Consider the following 17,254-nt stretch of genomic DNA (forward strand, 5'->3'; position numbering starts at 1 on the left):
TGACGGGGCGCCCCGGGGCGCCCGTGCCGTGTCAACCGCGCCCCGCCGTTGACCTCCTCTGCTTTCATGGGGTCTGCCATGTCCTATCCATCGCGTCCCACCACCTGGCGAGTCTCTCTGTCCGGCCGGGTGGCCGGGCGGCTGGGCCGCATGTCGTGGGTGGACGTGGTCGTCGCCGCCGCGGTGCTGGTCGGGCTCTACCTGATGCTGCGGGTGGGCAAGGGCGCCACGGTCTCCTTCGACCCCGCCCACGTGGCCAGGGTCGACACCGACCCGGCGAAGCTGCCGTACTACGCGGCGCGCAGCCTGCTGCGGATGTTCGCGGCGCTCGCGGCGTCGGTGGCCTTCACCCTCGTCTACGCCTACGCGGCCGCCCGCAGCAGGCGGCTGGAGCGGGTGCTGATCCCGGCCCTGGACATCCTGCAGTCCGTGCCCGTGCTGGGCTTCCTGTCCGTCGCCGTCACCGGGTTCATCTCGCTGTTCCCGGGCTCGCTGCTGGGGCTGGAGTGCGCGTCCATCTTCGCGATCTTCACCTCGCAGGCCTGGAACATGACCTTCGGCTTCTACCACTCGCTGATCACGCTCCCCCGCGAGCTGGACGAGGTCTCGCGCTCGTTCCGGTTCACCCGCTGGATGCGGTTCTGGAAGGTCGAGCTGCCGTCGGGGGCCATCGGGCTGGTCTGGAACGGGATGATGAGCTTCGGCGGCGGCTGGTTCTTCCTCGTCGCCTCCGAGGCCATCAGCGTCTCGCACCACAAGTACGCCCTGCCCGGCGTGGGCTCCTTCGCGGGCACGGCCATCGCCGACGGCGACCTGGGCAAGGTCGGCTGGGCCGTGGCCACCATGGCCGTCATGGTCATAGGGGTGAACTTCGTCTTCTGGCGGCCCCTCACCGCGTGGGCGGAGCGGTTCAAGAACGAGCAGTCGGAGGCCGCCGACGTCCAGCGGTCCCTGGTGCTGGACTTCGTCCGCCGCTCCTCCTGGCCCCGGCTCCTGGGCAGACTCGCCCGGCCCGTCGGTGAGGCGCTCGGCCGGGCGGGGCGCGTCTTCGGCACCGACGACCAGCCGCTGACCGTCAACCGCACCCGCCGCCGGACCGGCGACCTGGCCTTCGCGCTCGTCGCCGGAGGGCTCGTCCTGTGGGGCGTGCTCGACCTGCTCGGATACCTCAACGCCCACACGGGCCTCGGGGTGTTCGGCGAGCCGCTGCTGCTGGGACTCGCCACCCTCGCGCGCGTCGTCGTGCTCGTCGCCTTCGCCACCGTGGTGTGGGTGCCGATCGGCGTACGGATCGGCTTCTCGCCGAAGCTGGCCCGTATCGCGCAGCCCGTCGTCCAGCTCCTCGCGAGCTTCCCCGCGAATTTCCTCTTCCCGTTGGCCACCTGGTTCTTCCTGCGCACCGGCCTGTCGATCAATATCGGCGGCATGCTGCTGATGGCGCTCGGCGCGCAGTGGTACATCCTCTTCAACACCATCGCCGGGGCCTCCGCCATCCCCTCCGACCTGCGCGAGGCCATGGACGACCTCGGGGTGCGCGGCTGGCAGCGGTGGCGGCGCCTGATCATCCCCGGGATCTTCCCGGCCTATGTGACCGGCGGGATCACCGCCTCCGGCGGCGCCTGGAACGCCTCGATCGTCTCGGAGGTCGTCACCTTCGGCGGTACGACGCTCACCGCGACCGGCCTGGGCGCGTACATCTCCCGGGCCACCTCCACCGGCGACTACCCGCACCTCATCGCGGGCATCGCCGTCATGGCCTGCTATGTCGTCGGCCTCAACCGGCTGCTGTGGCGCAGGCTCTACCGCCTCGCCGAGACCCGCTACTCCCTTTGAATCACACTGTGAACACATTCGTCAGCCGTCTCCGTCTCCTGAACCGCTCTGCTGGAAGGAGCCCCGCCATGGCCCCGGGAACCACTCCCGGGCGGACCGCCGCCCGCCTCGCCGACGGCGAGGTCCTGCTGGCCGCCGAGGCGGTCACCAAGTCCTACGCGGGCGCCGACGGCGAACTGCCCGTCCTGGCGGGCATCGACCTCCAGGTACGGGCCGGGGAGATCGTGGCCCTGCTCGGGCGCTCCGGCTCCGGCAAGTCCACGCTCCTGCGCTGCCTCGCGGGCCTCATCCCGGCGAGCTCCGGCCGGGTCACCTATCGCGGCGAACCGCTGACCGGCGCCAACCCCGGCACCGCCCTGGTCTTCCAGACCTTCGCCCTGCTGCCGTGGCTCACCGTCCAGCAGAACGTCGAGCTCGGCCTGGAGGCGCGCGGGGTGCCCGCCCGCGAGCGCGCCGCGGCCGCCGTGCAGGCCATCGACCTCATCGGCCTCGACGGCTTCGAGTCCGCCTACCCCAAGGAGCTCTCGGGCGGCATGCGGCAGCGTGTCGGCTTCGCCCGCGCGCTGGTCGTGGAGCCGGACGTGCTGATGATGGACGAGCCCTTCTCGGCGCTCGACGTCCTCACCGCCGAGAACCTGCGCGGCGAGCTCATGGAGCTGTGGGCCTCCGGGCAGTTCCCCACCCGGGCCGTCGTGCTCGTCACCCACAACATCGAGGAGGCCGTGCTGATGGCCGACCGCGTGGTCGTCCTCGGCTCGCGCCCCGGCACCCTCAAGGCCACCTTCGACGTGGCCCTGGAGCGCCCGCGGGACCGCAACGCCCCCGAGTTCGACGCCCTCATCGACGCCATCTACCAGGTGATGACGGGCCGCGAGAAGGACACCGCGCCGCACCTGCCCGGCCGTACGGCGGCCGAACCCGCCGAGCTCGCGAAGCGCACCATCGCCAACACCCCGCTGCCGCAGGCCAGCGTCGACGGGCTCTCCGGCCTCGCCGAGATCGTCGCCCAGCACGGCGGCGGCTGCGACCTGGCCGACCTCGCCGAGGAGCTCGGCCTGGAGGTCGACGACCTGCTGCCCCAGGTCGACGCGCTCGACCTGCTCGGCTTCACGGTCGTACGGGACGGCGAGCTGCTGCTGACCCCGCGCGGCACGGCCTTCGCGGGCGCCGACGTCCAGGAGTCCAAGCGGATCTTCGCCGACGCGGTGGTCGAGGCCGCGCCGCTCGTCCGGCTCGTCGTCACCAGCCTGCGGCGTACCGGGGGCACGCTGCGGGCCGGGTTCTTCCGGGACCTGCTCGCGCATCACTACACGAGCGAGCAGGTGACGGAGCAGCTGGAGACCGCCACGGACTGGGGGCGGTACGCGGAGCTGTACTCGTACGAGGCCGCGCCCGAGGAGTACGCGCTCGACGAGGGCGGTGCCGCGTTGGGGTAGGGGCGCCTACGAGCTCGGCGCGCCCTGTTGTACGGCGACTGCGGGTTGTATGTGGTTGCTCGCGCAGTTCCCCGCGCCCCTTACGGGGCGCTGGTGCGGGGGCGGAGCCTTCGGGCTGCCGCTGTTGCCCTCGCGGGGGCCTTGACGGGAGCTGCTGCCTCCTGGGCCCCCGGCACGTCCTCAAGGGACGTCGTCTCCCCCTGCGACACCAGGACCGCGCCCTCCAGCAGCGTGCGTACGTGTTCGCCCGCCGCCCGGTAGAAGATGCGCGTGCCCTCGCGGCGGGATTCCACCAGGCCCGCCGTGCGCAGCCGGGCCAGATGCTGCGAGACGGCCGCCACATGCGCCCCCACCATCTCCGCCAGCTGTCCCACGGAGTGCTCACGCTGCGCCAGCGCCCAGAGGAGCTGGAAACGCGTCGTGTCGGCCACCGCCTTCAGTACGGCGACGGCCTGTTCCACCCTGTGGGCCTCTCCCGGTGAATCTTGCGCGACCATGCAAGGAGTCTAGACGGCCCGTGTCCCACAGGGGTGGGACGAAACTCCGGGTCACACATAAAACCGCAGGTCAGGGGCCTGTTAACGGTAGTGGAAACCGATGCCGTTGCAGCCTTTGCGCCACCGGTGGCCCGTGCGGTTCACTCGCAGTCGAAGCCCCCGCACCAGTCAGCCTGGAGGCACTGTGCCCGGCCACACCCATACCCATGAACCCGCCACCGCGAGCCATGGCCACGGCCCCCACGACCACGGTCACGACCACGGCCACGGCGGTCACAGCCATGGTGTCGCGGCCGACGCGGACCGCCGCTGGCTGACCATCGCGCTCACACTCATCACCGTGTTCATGGCCGTCGAGGTCACCGTCGGCATCCTGGCCCGGTCGCTGGCCCTGATCTCGGACGCCGCGCACATGCTCACCGACGCCGCCTCCATCGTGCTGGCGCTCGTCGCGATGCGGCTGGCGGCGCGGCCCGCCCGCGGTGGTTACACCTACGGCCTCAAGCGCGCGGAAATACTCTCCGCGCAGGCCAACGGCCTCACGCTGGTCCTGCTCGCCCTGTGGCTGGGTTACGAGGCCGTGCGGCGGCTCATCAATCCGCCCGACGTCGAGGGCGGCTTGGTCCTGGTGACCGCGCTGGTGGGCATCGCCGTCAACATCGTGGCCGCGTGGTGCATCTCGAAGGCCAACCGCACCTCGCTGAACGTCGAGGGCGCCTTCCAGCACATCCTCAACGACCTCTTCGCCTTCATCGGCACCGCCGTGGCCGGTCTGATCGTGATGCTCACCGGCTTCGCGCGCATGGACGCCATCGCGACGCTGGCGGTCGTCGCGCTCATGCTCAAGGCGGGCATCGGCCTGATCCGGGCCTCCGGCCTGATCTTCCTGGAGGCCGCCCCCGCGGGCATCGACCCGGACGCGGTCGGGGACCGCCTGGCCGGCGCCGACCAGGTCGTCGAGATCCACGACCTGCACATCTGGACGATCACCTCCGGCCAGCCCGCCCTGTCGGCCCACGTCCTGGTGAAGCCGGGCGGCGACTGCCACGCCGTGCGCCGCCGTCTCCAGGAGACGCTCCGCGAGGAGTACGGCATCACCCACGCCACCCTCCAGGTCGACCACCTGGGCGAGGACGCCGACGAGCTCCTCCACATCGGCTCCGCGGCCCCGGACCGCGCTCCCCACTGCGACGACAGCCACGGCCCGGTCCACCGGCCGGGGCCGCACGACCACTGACGTACGGCCGTACGTCAGTCACCCTGGCCTGTGGCGCCCAGTCCCTGTGGCAGCACCTCGCGGAGCGCGGTGACGAAGGCGCCGAGGGCGGGATGGGCCGTGGCGCCCCCGCGGTGGGCGACCGCGCTCCGCCGGATCAGCGGGAGCGGCGTCACCCGCACGCCGGGCGGCGGTGCCAGGGCGCTGGTCTCCGGCACCACCGCGACGCCCGCTCCCGCCGCGACCAGGCGCAGGGTGGTGTCGTAGTCGTCGACACGGTGCCAGGAGTCGGCGCGGAAGCCGCTCGTCTCGCACAGCCGGGTCACCACCGTGTGACACAGCGTCCCGGGCGTGGGCAGGATCCACGGCACATGACGCCACTTCCATACCGCATCGTCGGTTTCCTCGACCCGCCACCCCAGGGCCGCGGGGTCGCCCGGAGCGGCCAGCAGCATGCGCTCCGCGAAGACGGGCCTGCTCCGGATGCCCGGTTCCGAGACCGGCGAGAGCCCCTCGTAGGAGTGCACCAGGGCCAGGTCCAGCGCTCCCGCGCGCAGCGCGTCGGAGGCCTCCGCGGGGTCGACCTCCTGGATCCAGGGCTGTACGCCCGGGGAGTGCGAGCGCAGGGCGACGAGCAGGTCCGCGGCCAGGAACCGCGCGGCGGACGGATAGATGCCCAGCCGCAGCGGTCCGCTCGCCCCCTTGCCCTCGGCGAGCTCGGCCTGGGCCGCCTCCAGGTGTTCGAGGATGACCTCGGCGTGGCGCACCAGGTTCACCCCGGCCGGTGTCAGCGCCACGCGGCGGCCGCTGCGCTCCAGCAGTGTCACGCCCGTCTTCCGCTCCAGCAGGGAGAGCTGCTGGGAGACGGCCGACGGGCTGTAGGCGAGGGCCTCGGCCACGGCGGCGATCGTCCCCCGGTAGGCGAGCTCCCGCAGCAGGCGCAGTTGGTGGAGACTGAGCATCGGCTCAGCTTACGAGGACCGTCAGTTCTTCGCGCTGGACCGCGGTACGGGGTGCGGGGAGCATCCCTGCCATGGGAACCAACACGCTCGCACGCGGGGTCCACGTCCCGCTGATCACGCCGTTCACCGAAGCCGGTGAGGTCGCCCTGGACGCCCTGGAGCGGCTGGCGCGCGAACTGCTGGAGGAGGGGGCCGCCGGCCTCGTGGCCCTCGGCACCACCGCCGAGGTGTCGACCCTCACGGACGCGGAGCGGGAGGCGGTCGTCGACGTCGTCGCGCGGGTGTGCCGCGAGCGCGGCGCGCCGCTGACGGTCGGGGCGGGCAGCAACGCCACCGCCGCGAGCAAGGAGGCGCTGGCCGCGCTCGGAAAGCGGCCCGAGGTCGTGGCGGCGCTGACGCTCGTGCCGTACTTCACCCGGCCCTCGGAGGCGGGCGTACTGGCCCACTTCGCGGAGCTGGCCGCCCACAGCCCCGTACCGCTGATCGTCTATCACATCCCCTACCGCACCGGGCAGGAGCTGGGCGCGCGGACACTGCGGGAGCTGGGCGCGCTGCCGGGGATCGCGGGGGTGAAGTACGCGGCGGGCGGGATCACGGCCGACACCGTGGCGCTCATGGCCGACCTGCCGGCCGACTTCGCCGTGTTCGCCGGGGACGACGTCTTCTTCTCGCCGCTGCTCGCCATGGGCGCGCACGGTGGCATCCTGGCCTCCGCGCACCTGGCCACCGGTGCGTTCGCGTCGCTGGTCGAGGCGTGGCGCGCGGGCGACGGCGCCCGCGCGCGGGAGCTTGGGCACCGGCTTGCCGCACTGTCTGCGACGCTGTTCGCCGAGCCGAACCCGACCGTCGTCAAGGGGGTGCTGCATGCGCAGGGGCGTATTCCGTCGCCCGGTGTGCGGTTGCCGCTGCTTTCTGCTCGGGCCGGGTCGGTGGCGGGTGCGCTGGCTGCTCTCGATGCGTTTGCCGGCAGGCCGTAAGGGTCGGTTCGTACGCTGCGGGTCCGTTGCGGCCGGTCGCGCCCACCGGGGTGCCTCTTGCGCTCCGCGCGCGGCCACCGGTCGTCTGTGGCTGGTCGCGCAGTTCCCCGCGCCCCTTACGGGGCGCCTCCGTACCGCACATACGTGAGGGAGGGGCCCGCCGAGCATTCGGCGGGCCCCTCCCTCACGTCTCCTGACCGGCGATCAGCCCTGCTTCGCCAGCTTCTGGAGGTCGATGTTGAGCTTGAGGACGTTGACGTGCTCCTCGCCCATGAAGCCCAGCTGGCGGCCGTCGGTGTGGTCGTCGACGAGCTTGCGGACCTTGTCGGCGGGGAGGTTGTTCGCCTTGGCCACGCGGTCGGCCTGGAGGCGGGCGTACTCCGGGGAGATGTCCGGGTCGATGCCCGAGGCCGAGGCCGTGAGGGCGTCCACCGGGACCGACGACGGGGAGACGCCGTTGAACTCGGCGACGTCGGCCCGGCGCTGCTTGACCGTCTCCAGCAGGGTCTTGCTGTCGGCGGCCAGGTTCGAGGCACCGGAGACGAGCAGCTGGTACTGGGTGTTCTCGGTGTTCGGGCCCGCGGCCGAGGGGCGCGGCTGGAAGAACTTCGGGTCGGGCAGCGGGTTGCCGTCCTTGTCCTTCTTGTCCAGGACGTAGGTCTGGCCGAGCCGCTCGGAGCCGACGGACTTGCCGTCGACCTTGATCTCGGAGCCGTTGGCCTTGTCGTGGAAGGCGACCTGGGCGATGCCGGTGACGACCAGCGGGTAGATCACACCGCAGATCACCGTGAGGACCAGCAGCGCCCTCAGGCCCGCGCCCGCGATGCGGGCGGTGCTGCGTACGGAGTTGTTCATTGTCGTCACCCGATGCCAGGGATGAGGGAGATGAGCAGGTCGATGATCTTGATGCCGATGAACGGGGAGATCAGGCCCCCCAGTCCGTAGACCAGCAGGTTCCGCCGCAGCATCGCGTCCGCGCTCATCGGCCGGTAGCGCACGCCCTTGAGGGCCAGCGGCACCAGGGCCACGATGATCAGCGCGTTGAAGATGACCGCGGAGAGGATCGCGGACTGCGGCGAGTGCAGGCTCATGATGTTGAGCTTGTCCAGACCCGGGTAGGCCACCGCGAACATCGCCGGGATGATCGCGAAGTACTTCGCGACGTCGTTGGCGATCGAGAACGTGGTCAGCGCGCCGCGCGTGATGAGGAGCTGCTTGCCGATCTCGACGATCTCGATGAGCTTGGTCGGGTTGGAGTCCAGGTCGACCATGTTCCCGGCCTCCTTGGCGGCCGAGGTGCCGGTGTTCATCGCGACACCGACGTCCGCCTGGGCCAGCGCCGGGGCGTCGTTGGTGCCGTCGCCGGTCATCGCGACGAGCTTGCCGCCGGACTGCTCGCGCTTGATCAGCGCCATTTTGTCCTCGGGCGTCGCCTCCGCGAGGAAGTCGTCGACGCCCGCCTCTTCGGCGATGGCCTTGGCCGTCAGCGGGTTGTCACCCGTGATCATGACGGTCTTGATGCCCATCGCGCGCAGCTCGTCGAAGCGCTCGCGCATGCCCTCCTTGACGACGTCCTTGAGGTGAATAACCCCGAGGACGCGTGCGCCCTTGTCGTCCTCCACCGCGACCAGCAGCGGCGTGCCGCCGGCCTGGGAGATGTCGTCGGTGAGCTTCGTGGCGTCCTCGGCCACCTCGCCGCCCTGCTCCTTGACCCAGGCGACGACCGAGCCGGTGGCGCCCTTGCGGACCTTGCGGCCCTCGACGTCCACACCGGACATACGGGTCTGCGCGGTGAAGGGGATCCACTCCGCGCCGACCAGTTCGCCCTCGTGGCGCTCGCGCAGGCCGTACTTCTCCTTGGCCAGCACCACGATCGAGCGGCCCTCGGGCGTCTCGTCTGCGAGGGAGGACAGCTGGGCGGCGTCCGCGACCTCGGCGGCCATCGTGCCCTTGACCGGGACGAACTCCGAGGCCTGCCGGTTGCCGTAGGTGATGGTGCCGGTCTTGTCCAGCAGCAGCGTCGAGACGTCGCCCGCGGCCTCCACCGCACGCCCGGACATCGCCAGGACGTTGCGCTGGACGAGACGGTCCATGCCCGCGATACCGATCGCCGACAGCAGCGCGCCGATCGTGGTCGGGATCAGGCAGACCAGCAGCGCGGCCAGCACGATCATCGTCTGCTCGGCCTTCGCGTAGATCGCGAACGGCTGGAGCGTGACCACGGCCAGCAGGAAGACGATCGTCAGCGACGCCAGCAGGATGTTCAGCGCGATCTCGTTCGGCGTCTTCTGCCGCGCCGCGCCCTCGACCAGGTTGATCATCCGGTCGATGAAGGTCTCGCCCGGCTTCGTCGTGATCTTGATGACGATGCGGTCGGAGAGGACCTTCGTACCGCCGGTCACCGCGGAGCGGTCACCGCCGGACTCGCGGATCACCGGCGCGGACTCGCCCGTGATGGCCGACTCGTCGACCGAGGCCACACCCTCCACGACGTCACCGTCGCCCGGGATGATGTCGCCCGCCTCGCAGACCACCAGGTCACCGACGCGCAGCTCGGTGCCCGGCACCGACTCCTCGCTCCTGCCGTCCTCGGTCAGGCGGCGGGCGACGGTGTCGGTCTTGGCCTTGCGCAGGGTGTCGGCCTGGGCCTTGCCGCGGCCCTCGGCCACGGCCTCGGCCAGGTTGGCGAAGATGACGGTCAGCCACAGCCACACCGTGATCGTCCAGCCGAACCAGTCGCCGGGGTTCTTCAAAGCCAGCCCGGTGGTGACCACCGAGCCGACCTCGACCACGAACATCACCGGGGACTTGACCATCACCCGGGGGTCGAGCTTCTTGAAGGCGTCCGGCAGGGACTTCACCAGCTGCGCGGGATCGAAGAGGCCACCGGACACGCGGCCGGACTCGGCACCGTCGTGCGGGCGGGTCTCCTCGGGGCCCTGGGGCTCGGTACGGACAGGAGTGGTCGTGCTCATGAGAGTCCCTCCGCCATCGGGCCAAGGGCCAGCGCCGGGAAGTAGGTCAAACCAGTGATGATGAGGATCGCGCCGACGAGGAGGCCCGCGAAGAGCGGCTTCTCGGTGCGCAGGGTGCCCGCGGTCTCGGGCACGGGCTTCTGCTCGGCGAGCGAGCCGGCCAGGGCCAGGACGAACACCATCGGCAGGAAGCGGCCCAGCAGCATCGCGAGACCGATCGTGGTGTTGTACCACTGCGTGTTCGCGTTGAGGCCGGCCATGGCGGAGCCGTTGTTGTTGGCGCCGGAGGTGAAGGCGTAGAGGACCTCGGAGAAGCCGTGCGCGCCGCTGTTGTTCACCGAGTTGCCCGCGGTGTTGAGGATCGAGTGCGGCGGGGTGGCCAGCGCCATGGACAGGGCGGTGAAGCCGAGCACCAGGGTCGGGGTGATCAGGATGTAGCACGCGGCGAGCTTGATCTCGCGGGTGCCGATCTTCTTGCCGAGGTACTCGGGCGTACGGCCGACCATGAGGCCCGCGATGAAGACCGCGATGACCGCCATGACGAGCATGCCGTAGAGGCCGGAGCCGACACCGCCGGGCGCGATCTCGCCGAGCATCATCGACAGCAGGGCTATGCCGCCGCCGAGGCCGGTGAAGGAGGAGTGGAAGGAGTCCACCGCGCCGGTCGAGGTGAGCGTCGTGGTCGTCGCGAAGATCGCCGAGGCGCCGACGCCGAAGCGGGTCTCCTTGCCCTCCATCGCGCCGCCCGCCGCCTGGAGCGCGGCGCCGTGGTGCGCGTACTCCGTCCACATCATCAGGCCGGTGAAGGCCAGCCAGATCACGCCCATCGTGGCGAGGATCGCGTAGCCCTGCTTGACGTTGCCGACGAGCTTGCCGAAGGTCCGCGTCAGCGCGAAGGGGATGACGAGGATCAGGAACATCTCGAAGAGGTTCGTGAACGCGCTGGGGTTCTCGAAGGGGTGGGCGGAGTTGGCGTTGAAGTAGCCGCCACCGTTGGTGCCCAGCTCCTTGATGACCTCCTGCGAGGCCACGGCACCGCCGTTGACCTGCTGGCTGCCGCCCGTGAGCTGGCCGATCTCGTGGATGCCCGCGAAGTTCTGGATAGCGCCGCACGCGACCAGGACGATCGCGCCGATCACGGAGATCGGGAGCAGGATGCGGACGGTGCCGCGCACCAGGTCGGTCCAGAAGTTGCCCAGCTCACCGGTGCGGGAGCGGGCGAAGCCCCGGACGAGGGCGACGGCCACGGCCATGCCGACGGCGGCGGAGACGAAGTTCTGGACGGCGAGGCCGAGCGTCTGGACGGCGTGGCCCATGGCCTGCTCGCCCGAGTACGACTGCCAGTTGGTGTTCGCGACGAACGAGGCCGCGGTGTTGAACGCCTGGTCCGGGCTGATCGCGGTGAAGCCGAGCGAGAGCGACTTCGGCAGCACGCCCTGGATCCGCTGGAGCAGGTAGAGGAAGAGCAGGCTCGCCGCGGAGAAGGCGAGGATGCCGCGCAGGTACGCGGGCCAGCGCATCTCGGCGTCGGGGTCGGCGCCGATCGTGCGGTAGACCAGTTTCTCGGCGCGCAGGTGCTTCTCGGAGCTGTAGACGCGGGCCATGTAGTCGCCCAGGGGGCGGTAGACCAGCGCCAGCGCCGCGACGAGCGCGGTCAGCTGGAGGACTCCGGAGAGGACGGGGCTCATATCTTTGCTAGAACCTCTCCGGGAAAACGAGGGCGAGGATCAGGTAGCCCAGCAGGGCGACGGCCACGACGAGGCCGACGATGTTCTCGGCAGTCACAGCTTCGCCACCCCCTTGGCGACGAGAGCCACCAGCGCGAAGACCGCGATCGTGGTGACGACGAAGGCCACGTCGGCCATCGTGTGCTCCTAGAGAGTTCGGATATGAACGGACCCGAACAGCAAACCTCCGTTGTCGCGGTGCGAGCGCCCCGTTGACGCCTCTCATACGGCCATTAGCGCCCCCTTGACGGATTCCATACGCGCACCGCTCTGACCTGCGAAAACACCGCTGGGCCGCAACCCCTGCACGGGGTTGCGGCCCAGCGGAACGACTGAATCCAGCCGTTCGACGAGCGTTTTTCGCGTTTTTCGCGAGTGATCCCTAGCGGACCTCGGTGATCTCCGGGCCACGCTCCAGACGGTCGACGCCGCCCGCGAAGCGCGAGCCGGCGTCCTGCTGCTGGAGGCCCTCGGCGACCATCTGGGCGTCGTCCGGGAGCTTCAGCACGATCGGGTCGCGCGGCGCCATCGGGGACTCGCCGCGCACGACGACGGTGTCCCGGAAGATCTGCTCCAGGAGCCCGGCGGTCTGCGGCTGCACCGCGCCCTGGCCGGAGATCACACCGCGCAGGAACCAGCGCGGGCCGTCACAGCCGATGAAGCGGACCAGCTGGACGCCCTGGGCGCCGTCCGGCAGCGCCACCGGCACCTGGGCGCGCAGCTCCCAGCCCAGCGGGCCCTCGACCTCGTCCACGACGCCGCCCTGCTGGGTGACGCCTTCCGCGATCTCGTTCCGTACCTCGTGCCAGATGCCCTCGCGCTTGGGGGCGGCGAACGCCTGGAGCTGGACGGCGCTGTCGCGCAGCACCACCGTCGCGGCGACGATGGAGTCGCCCGCGACCTCGACCCGCAGCTCCATGCCCTCCACGCCGGGCACGAACAGTCCGCCCAGGTCCACACGGCCCTCGGCGGGGTCGCGGACCTCGGAGAGATCCCACGGCCCGTCGGGGCGCGGCTCCGGCTCCAGCCGGACCCTCTCGGCCGCGATGTCCTCTGCGGACCCGTCGGCGGAGGAATCCTCCGCCAACTCCTCGGAGGTCACGTCGTCGACCAGGTCGACGGCATCCTCCCCGCGCTTGCGGCGACGACCGAACACGTCACTGTCCTTCCCGGTCGGCAACGACCGAAGCGAATCCATTCCCCACGGCAGCGTGGCCACCGGTGGACCCGAAGCCCCCTTCGGCCCGTGCCGAGCCTGGAAGCTCCGCCACCTCGTGGAAGCGGACCTTCTCGACCTGCTGGACAACCAACTGGGCGACGCGGTCGAACCGCTCGAACCGCACGCTCTCGCGCGGGTCCAGATTGACCACAATCACCTTGATCTCTCCACGGTACCCGGCATCGATGGTCCCCGGGGCATTCACCATGGAGACCCCGCACCTGGCGGCGAGACCCGAACGCGGGTGCACGAAGGCCGCGTACCCGTCGGGCAGCGCGATGGAGATCCCGGTGGGCAGCACCGCGCGCTCGCCCGGCGCCAGCTCGGCGGCCTCGGTGGTGACGAGGTCGCAGCCCGCGTCGCCGGGGTGGCCGTAGGCGGGCAGGGGCACCTCGGGATCGACCCTGCGGATCAGCACGTCCAGGGGCGTTCGGCTCACGGGTTCACCTCAAAAGCTCGCGCGACCTTCACCTGGTCGGGGTCGGCCAGGGCGGCCTGGATCTCGGTGGGGCGGCCGTTCTCGATGAAGTGGTCGACCTTGACCTCGATGAACACCGCGTCCGCCTGGACCGCCACGGGGCCCTCGGGGCCGCCGATCCGGCCGGTGGCCGTGGCGTAGATCTTACGGCCGTGCACGGCCCGTACTTCCGCCCGAAGGTGCAGTACGGCGTCCACCGGCACCGGAAGTACGTAGTCCGTCTCCAGCCGTCCGGTCACGGCGATCACCCGCAGCAGCCAGCCCAGCGAGCCCAGCGTCTCGTCCAGCGCCGTGGCCAGCACACCGCCGTGTGCCAGACCGGGGGCGCCCTGGTGCGCCTCCTTGACGCGGAACTCCGCGGTGACGCTCACGCCCTCGCCGGCCCGCACCTCGACGTGCAGGCCGTGCGGTACCCCTCCGCCGCAGCCGAAACAGTATTCGTAGTGCGACCCGATGACCTCTCCGGGCGCGGGTGCGTCGGGGTGCCGTACGGGCGGTTCCGCCCCGTCCGGCAGCGTTGTCGTTCGTCCACTCACAGGGGCTGACCTTACCCGCGATAACAGAGCCCGGTCCCCTCCGTGGCAGGCTTGCTTCATGCAGCCTTACGAAGAACGCCTGACCGCGCCCCGTTCCTGGTGGTTCATCGCGGCGCTCCTCGGCGTCGCCATGGCGCTGATCCTGCTGCCGCTGGGCACGGTCCCGATGCTGGGCGGGCTCGTCGGCGGGGCGGCCGTCGCGGCCGTGGCGGTCAGCGCGTACGGCTCGGTGCGCATCCGCGTCGTGGGCGACGCCCTCGTCGCGGGCGACGCGAAGATCCCGCTGGCGGCGCTGGGCGAACCGGAGGTGCTGGACGCGGAGCAGGCCCGGGCCTGGCGCACGCACAAGGCCGACACCCGCGCCTTCATGCTGCTGCGCGGCTACGTCCCCACGGCGGTCCGGGTCGAGATCACCGACCCGCAGGACCCCACTCCCTATCTCTACCTCTCCACCCGCTCCCCCGAGCGCCTGGCCGCCGCGCTGACGGCCGTACGGGGCTGAGACGCGGCCGGGACGCACGGGACGCAGACGCACGGAGGACGCAGGAGGCCCGGCGCACCGCCGGTCACGGCTGTCCGGCGCGCCCGGTGTGCCCGTGGGGCGGTTCGGCGGCGGGCAGGGCGTCCCAGGGCACCTGGCGGCCGCGGAGGTCTTTGCGGACCTTCTCGGCGAGCCGCTTGGTGTCGCGCCGGTTCATCACGGCGCCCACCGTCGCGCCGATCATGAAGGGCGTGAGGTTGGGGAGGCTGCGGAACGTCCGCTTGAGCACCTGCTGGCGCAGCTCGCGCCGCAGCTGGCCGCCGAGGGCGGCGTTCACCGTCAGGGGCGAGGTCACGTCGATGCCGCGCTCCTCCGCCCAGGCGGCGAGATAGGCCGTGGCACGCCGGCGCACGGAACCGGGGGCCCGCAGGCCGTAGACCTCGTGGAGCTCGGCGATCAGCTTGAACTCCACGGCGGCGACGCCGACGATCTCGGCCGCCAGCTCGGCGGGCATGGCGGGCGGGACGGGCAGCATGGCCGCGGCGCCGACACCGGCGCCCACGGTGGACGTGCCGTACGCGGCACCGGCCACCAGCTTGTCCGCGAGCTCCTCGGGGCCGAGGCCCGGGAACTGCTCGCGCAGTGTCGCGAGGTCGCGCACGGGGATGCGCGGGGCGTTCGCGATGATCCGGTCGGCCACGGCGGTCAGCCCCGCCCTGGCGCCCCGGCCGCCCTTCCTGGCGCCGCGGCCCACCGCGGCGGCGAGCGAGGCCGCACGGCCCCGCTCGACGTCTGTGCCGCCCTCGACGGCGGGAACGGATGCCACGACGCCGACAGGCGCCTCAGCGCCCGCAGCGGGTGCCTCAGCGCCCGTGAGTCCGTCGGGGCCCTCGTCCCGCGCGGCGTTCCCGTCGGGCCCGGTGGTCAGGTCGGGCTCACGGGAGCGCCGCTTGCGGAACGGGATCGAGCCTGCCATCGCAGACCCGCTTCCTATTCGCAGTCGCGGCAGATCGGCTGGCCGTTCTTCTCGCGGGCCAGCTGGCTGCGGTGGTGCACGAGGAAGCAGCTCATGCAGGTGAACTCATCGGCCTGCCGCGGCAGGACCCGGACGGACAGCTCCTCACTCGAGAGGTCCGCGCCGGGCAGCTCCAGGCCCTCGGCGGCCTCGAACTCATCGATGTCGACCGACGAAGTGGACTTGTCGTTACGCCGGGCCTTCAGCTCTTCGATGCTGTCGCTGTCGACGTCGTCGTCGGTCTTGCGTGGGGTGTCGTAATCCGTTGCCATGTCGCTCTCCCCCTCTGGGTGTCTGCGGTGTCTCCAGCGCACGTAACGCGTGAGAGGCCGGACTTGTGCCCGACCCGAGGCGGAGATTTTGCCTCACATCAAGGTCTGTTACTCAATCGACACCCAACCGCACACCTGAAGAGGTGATGAGGATGGATGGCGAACCGGACCGTACACGGTCCGAATGCCGCACGGGGACGGGCCATCTCGTGTACTTCCCGTGATCAGGACCTCGGGAAACCCCGATTTTCGGGGCCTTCCCCCGGTCCCGCCGGTCACGGAGAGTGGGTGGCCGGAAGTTTGCCGGTGTGAGCGAACACACACATCCGTGGCGATGGGCGGACCATGAAAATTCCGCCCAAAGCGAACCTCCGAGCCGTCCCGTTCCACCGCGGTCCACGGCGGATCTCAGGTCGGCAGCACCACTCTCATGATCAAACCACCCCCGTCGCGCGGCTCGGCGGTGATCCTTCCGCCGTGCGCGCGGGCGACGGAGCGCACGATCGACAGCCCCAGGCCGACGCCCTTGTCGCTGCCGGTCCGCTCGGTACGCAGGCGCCGGAACGGCTCGAAGATGTTGTCCACCTCGTAGGCCGGGACGATCGGCCCGGTGTTCTCCACGACGAGGACGGCCCGGCCCGGCTGCGCCTGGGTGGTGACCTCGACCCAGCCGTCGGGGACGTTGTAGCGCACGGCGTTCTGCACCAGGTTGAGCGCGATCCGCTCCAGGAGCACGCCATTGCCCTGGACGACCGCGGGCTGCCGGGTGCCGCGCAGCTCCACGCCCTTGGTCTGGGCCTCCCCGCGGGTCTGGTCCACGGCCTGGGAGGCCACCTCGGCGAGGTCCACGGGCTTGCGGTCGACGATCTCGTTGTCGCTGCGGGCGAGCAGCAGCAGGCCCTCCACGAGCTGCTCGCTGCGCTCGTTGGTGGCCAGCAGCGTCTTGCCGAGCTGCTGGAGCTCCGGGGACGCGCCAGGGTCGGAGAGGGTGACCTCCAGCAGCGTGCGGTTGATCGCGAGCGGGGTGCGCAGCTCGTGCGAGGCGTTCGCCACGAAGCGCTGCTGCGCGGTGAAGGCCCGCTCCAGCCGGTCGAGCATCTCGTCGAAGGTGTCGGAGAGCTCCTTCAACTCGTCCTCGGGCCCGCCCAGTTCGATGCGCCGGGAGAGGTCCGTGGCGGCGACGCGGCGGGCGGTGCGGGTCATCTTGCCCAGCGGCGAGAGGACCCGGCCCGCCATGGCGTAGCCGAAGGCGAACGCGATCACGGCGAGACCGAGGAGGGCGAGGAGGGAGTGCTGCAGCAGCTTGCCGAGGGCATCCGCACGCATGCGGCCGGAGCACAGCTGGACGTAACTGTTGATCTGCTCCGAGGACAGGCCCTGACGCAGCTCGGGGCAGAGAGCCTGGTTGGGCACCTCGACGTTGCCGCTCACGACCCTGATCAACGGCGTGCCGGCGGAATCCAGCGCCCGCGCCGCGAGCAGATAGATGATCGTCAACAGCAGCACGCCGGCCATCAGGAACATCCCGCCGTAGAGCAGGGTGAGACGTATCCGGATGGTCGGGCGCAGCCAGGGGAAGGAACGGGCGACGGGCTGAGGGTCCCAGGCGGGCTTCGGCGGTGCCTGGGGG

At 71.0% G+C, this 17,254-nt stretch carries 17 protein-coding genes; 5 read left to right on the top strand and 12 right to left on the bottom strand.

What is annotated here, in order from left to right; translation table 11 throughout:
* Positions 1-78 precede the first annotated feature (78 nt).
* Both K6I34_RS03800 and K6I34_RS03805 read left to right on the top strand, forming a co-directional pair.
* Positions 79-1,833 carry an ABC transporter permease subunit gene (locus tag K6I34_RS03800; protein WP_229322615.1) on the top strand — a complete coding sequence of 585 codons (1,755 nt, stop codon included), beginning with the start codon at positions 79-81 and terminating at the stop codon, positions 1,831-1,833.
* 68 nt (positions 1,834-1,901) lie between these two features.
* Positions 1,902-3,269 (top strand): nitrate/sulfonate/bicarbonate ABC transporter ATP-binding protein, encoded by a 1,368-nt coding sequence (locus K6I34_RS03805; protein WP_229322616.1) that lies wholly within the window; start codon positions 1,902-1,904, stop codon positions 3,267-3,269.
* Between the two features lie 80 nt (positions 3,270-3,349).
* Here K6I34_RS03805 and K6I34_RS03810 read toward each other — a convergent pair whose 3' ends face one another.
* Positions 3,350-3,766, bottom strand: coding sequence for a helix-turn-helix transcriptional regulator (locus K6I34_RS03810; RefSeq protein WP_229322617.1), 417 nt, complete (start codon positions 3,764-3,766; stop codon positions 3,350-3,352).
* Between the two features lie 184 nt (positions 3,767-3,950).
* Between K6I34_RS03810 and K6I34_RS03815 the strand changes: the two genes are divergently transcribed.
* Positions 3,951-5,003, top strand: coding sequence for a cation diffusion facilitator family transporter (locus tag K6I34_RS03815; RefSeq protein ID WP_229322618.1), 1,053 nt, complete (start codon positions 3,951-3,953; stop codon positions 5,001-5,003).
* Between the two features lie 14 nt (positions 5,004-5,017).
* Here the strand turns inward: K6I34_RS03815 and K6I34_RS03820 are convergent, their stop codons facing one another.
* Entirely contained in the window at positions 5,018-5,944 is a 927-nt protein-coding gene (locus tag K6I34_RS03820; RefSeq protein ID WP_229322619.1) for a LysR substrate-binding domain-containing protein, read from the bottom strand.
* 71 nt (positions 5,945-6,015) lie between these two features.
* Here K6I34_RS03820 and K6I34_RS03825 point away from each other — a divergent pair, with 71 nt between their 5' ends.
* Complete coding sequence (locus K6I34_RS03825) at positions 6,016-6,921, top strand: 4-hydroxy-tetrahydrodipicolinate synthase (protein WP_229322620.1); 906 nt, start codon at positions 6,016-6,018, stop codon at positions 6,919-6,921.
* A gap of 204 nt (positions 6,922-7,125) precedes the next feature.
* On the opposite strand, the gene kdpC is transcribed toward K6I34_RS03825, so the two are convergent.
* The 7 genes from kdpC to K6I34_RS03860 form a co-directional block, all read right to left on the bottom strand.
* Entirely contained in the window at positions 7,126-7,776 is a 651-nt protein-coding gene (gene kdpC, locus K6I34_RS03830) for a potassium-transporting ATPase subunit KdpC (RefSeq protein ID WP_229322621.1), read from the bottom strand.
* Between the two features lie 5 nt (positions 7,777-7,781).
* A complete protein-coding gene (gene kdpB / locus K6I34_RS03835; RefSeq protein WP_229322622.1) occupies positions 7,782-9,896 on the bottom strand; it encodes a potassium-transporting ATPase subunit KdpB in 2,115 nt (704 codons plus the stop codon).
* Positions 9,893-11,584, bottom strand: coding sequence for a potassium-transporting ATPase subunit KdpA (gene kdpA / locus K6I34_RS03840; protein ID WP_229322623.1), 1,692 nt, complete (start codon positions 11,582-11,584; stop codon positions 9,893-9,895). The genes kdpB and kdpA overlap by 4 nt, the downstream gene beginning before the upstream one ends.
* Positions 11,585-11,591: 7 nt before the next feature.
* Entirely contained in the window at positions 11,592-11,681 is a 90-nt protein-coding gene (gene kdpF / locus K6I34_RS03845) for a K(+)-transporting ATPase subunit F (RefSeq protein WP_043188605.1), read from the bottom strand.
* Positions 11,682-12,005: 324 nt separating this feature from the next.
* Positions 12,006-12,779 (bottom strand): DUF3710 domain-containing protein, encoded by a 774-nt coding sequence (locus K6I34_RS03850; RefSeq protein ID WP_229322624.1) that lies wholly within the window; start codon positions 12,777-12,779, stop codon positions 12,006-12,008.
* A gap of 1 nt (position 12,780) precedes the next feature.
* Positions 12,781-13,281, bottom strand: a complete 501-nt coding sequence (dut, locus tag K6I34_RS03855; RefSeq protein WP_229322625.1) for a dUTP diphosphatase — start codon at positions 13,279-13,281, stop codon at positions 12,781-12,783.
* On the bottom strand, positions 13,278-13,856 hold the full coding sequence (locus K6I34_RS03860) for a PaaI family thioesterase (RefSeq protein ID WP_229322626.1): 579 nt from the start codon (positions 13,854-13,856) through the stop codon (positions 13,278-13,280). Before K6I34_RS03860 ends, dut begins: the two co-directional genes overlap by 4 nt.
* A 58-nt stretch (positions 13,857-13,914) precedes the next feature.
* Here K6I34_RS03860 and K6I34_RS03865 point away from each other — a divergent pair, with 58 nt between their 5' ends.
* Positions 13,915-14,358, top strand: coding sequence for a DUF3093 domain-containing protein (locus K6I34_RS03865; RefSeq protein ID WP_229322627.1), 444 nt, complete (start codon positions 13,915-13,917; stop codon positions 14,356-14,358).
* 64 nt (positions 14,359-14,422) lie between these two features.
* On the opposite strand, the gene K6I34_RS03870 is transcribed toward K6I34_RS03865, so the two are convergent.
* The 3 genes from K6I34_RS03870 to K6I34_RS03880 form a co-directional block, all read right to left on the bottom strand.
* Complete coding sequence (locus tag K6I34_RS03870) at positions 14,423-15,313, bottom strand: EcsC family protein (protein WP_229322628.1); 891 nt, start codon at positions 15,311-15,313, stop codon at positions 14,423-14,425.
* Between the two features lie 14 nt (positions 15,314-15,327).
* The gene (locus K6I34_RS03875) at positions 15,328-15,624 is read right to left on the bottom strand and encodes a DUF4193 domain-containing protein (protein ID WP_229322629.1); all 297 of its coding nucleotides are present in this window, start codon (positions 15,622-15,624) and stop codon (positions 15,328-15,330) included.
* 408 nt (positions 15,625-16,032) lie between these two features.
* The gene (locus K6I34_RS03880; RefSeq protein ID WP_374230789.1) at positions 16,033-17,193 is read right to left on the bottom strand and encodes a sensor histidine kinase; all 1,161 of its coding nucleotides are present in this window, start codon (positions 17,191-17,193) and stop codon (positions 16,033-16,035) included.
* Positions 17,194-17,254: the final 61 nt, after the last annotated feature.

This window comes from Streptomyces sp. UNOC14_S4 (genome assembly GCF_020740835.1).
In the GTDB taxonomy this organism is placed as follows: domain Bacteria; phylum Actinomycetota; class Actinomycetes; order Streptomycetales; family Streptomycetaceae; genus Streptomyces.

Excerpts from the sequence above, each read along its gene's own strand:
- K6I34_RS03800 (WP_229322615.1), top strand. The coding sequence starts at position 79 with ATGTCCTATCCATCGCGTCCCACCACCTGGCGAGTCTCTCTGTCCGGC.
- K6I34_RS03805 (WP_229322616.1), top strand. The coding sequence starts at position 1,902 with ATGGCCCCGGGAACCACTCCCGGGCGGACCGCCGCCCGCCTCGCCGAC.
- K6I34_RS03810 (WP_229322617.1), bottom strand. The coding sequence starts at position 3,766 with ATGGTCGCGCAAGATTCACCGGGAGAGGCCCACAGGGTGGAACAGGCC.
- K6I34_RS03820 (WP_229322619.1), bottom strand. The coding sequence starts at position 5,944 with ATGCTCAGTCTCCACCAACTGCGCCTGCTGCGGGAGCTCGCCTACCGG.
- K6I34_RS03825 (WP_229322620.1), top strand. The coding sequence starts at position 6,016 with ATGGGAACCAACACGCTCGCACGCGGGGTCCACGTCCCGCTGATCACG.
- kdpC (WP_229322621.1), bottom strand. The coding sequence starts at position 7,776 with ATGAACAACTCCGTACGCAGCACCGCCCGCATCGCGGGCGCGGGCCTG.
- kdpB (WP_229322622.1), bottom strand. The coding sequence starts at position 9,896 with ATGAGCACGACCACTCCTGTCCGTACCGAGCCCCAGGGCCCCGAGGAG.
- kdpA (WP_229322623.1), bottom strand. The coding sequence starts at position 11,584 with ATGAGCCCCGTCCTCTCCGGAGTCCTCCAGCTGACCGCGCTCGTCGCG.
- K6I34_RS03865 (WP_229322627.1), top strand. The coding sequence starts at position 13,915 with ATGCAGCCTTACGAAGAACGCCTGACCGCGCCCCGTTCCTGGTGGTTC.
- K6I34_RS03870 (WP_229322628.1), bottom strand. The coding sequence starts at position 15,313 with ATGGCAGGCTCGATCCCGTTCCGCAAGCGGCGCTCCCGTGAGCCCGAC.
- K6I34_RS03875 (WP_229322629.1), bottom strand. The coding sequence starts at position 15,624 with ATGGCAACGGATTACGACACCCCACGCAAGACCGACGACGACGTCGAC.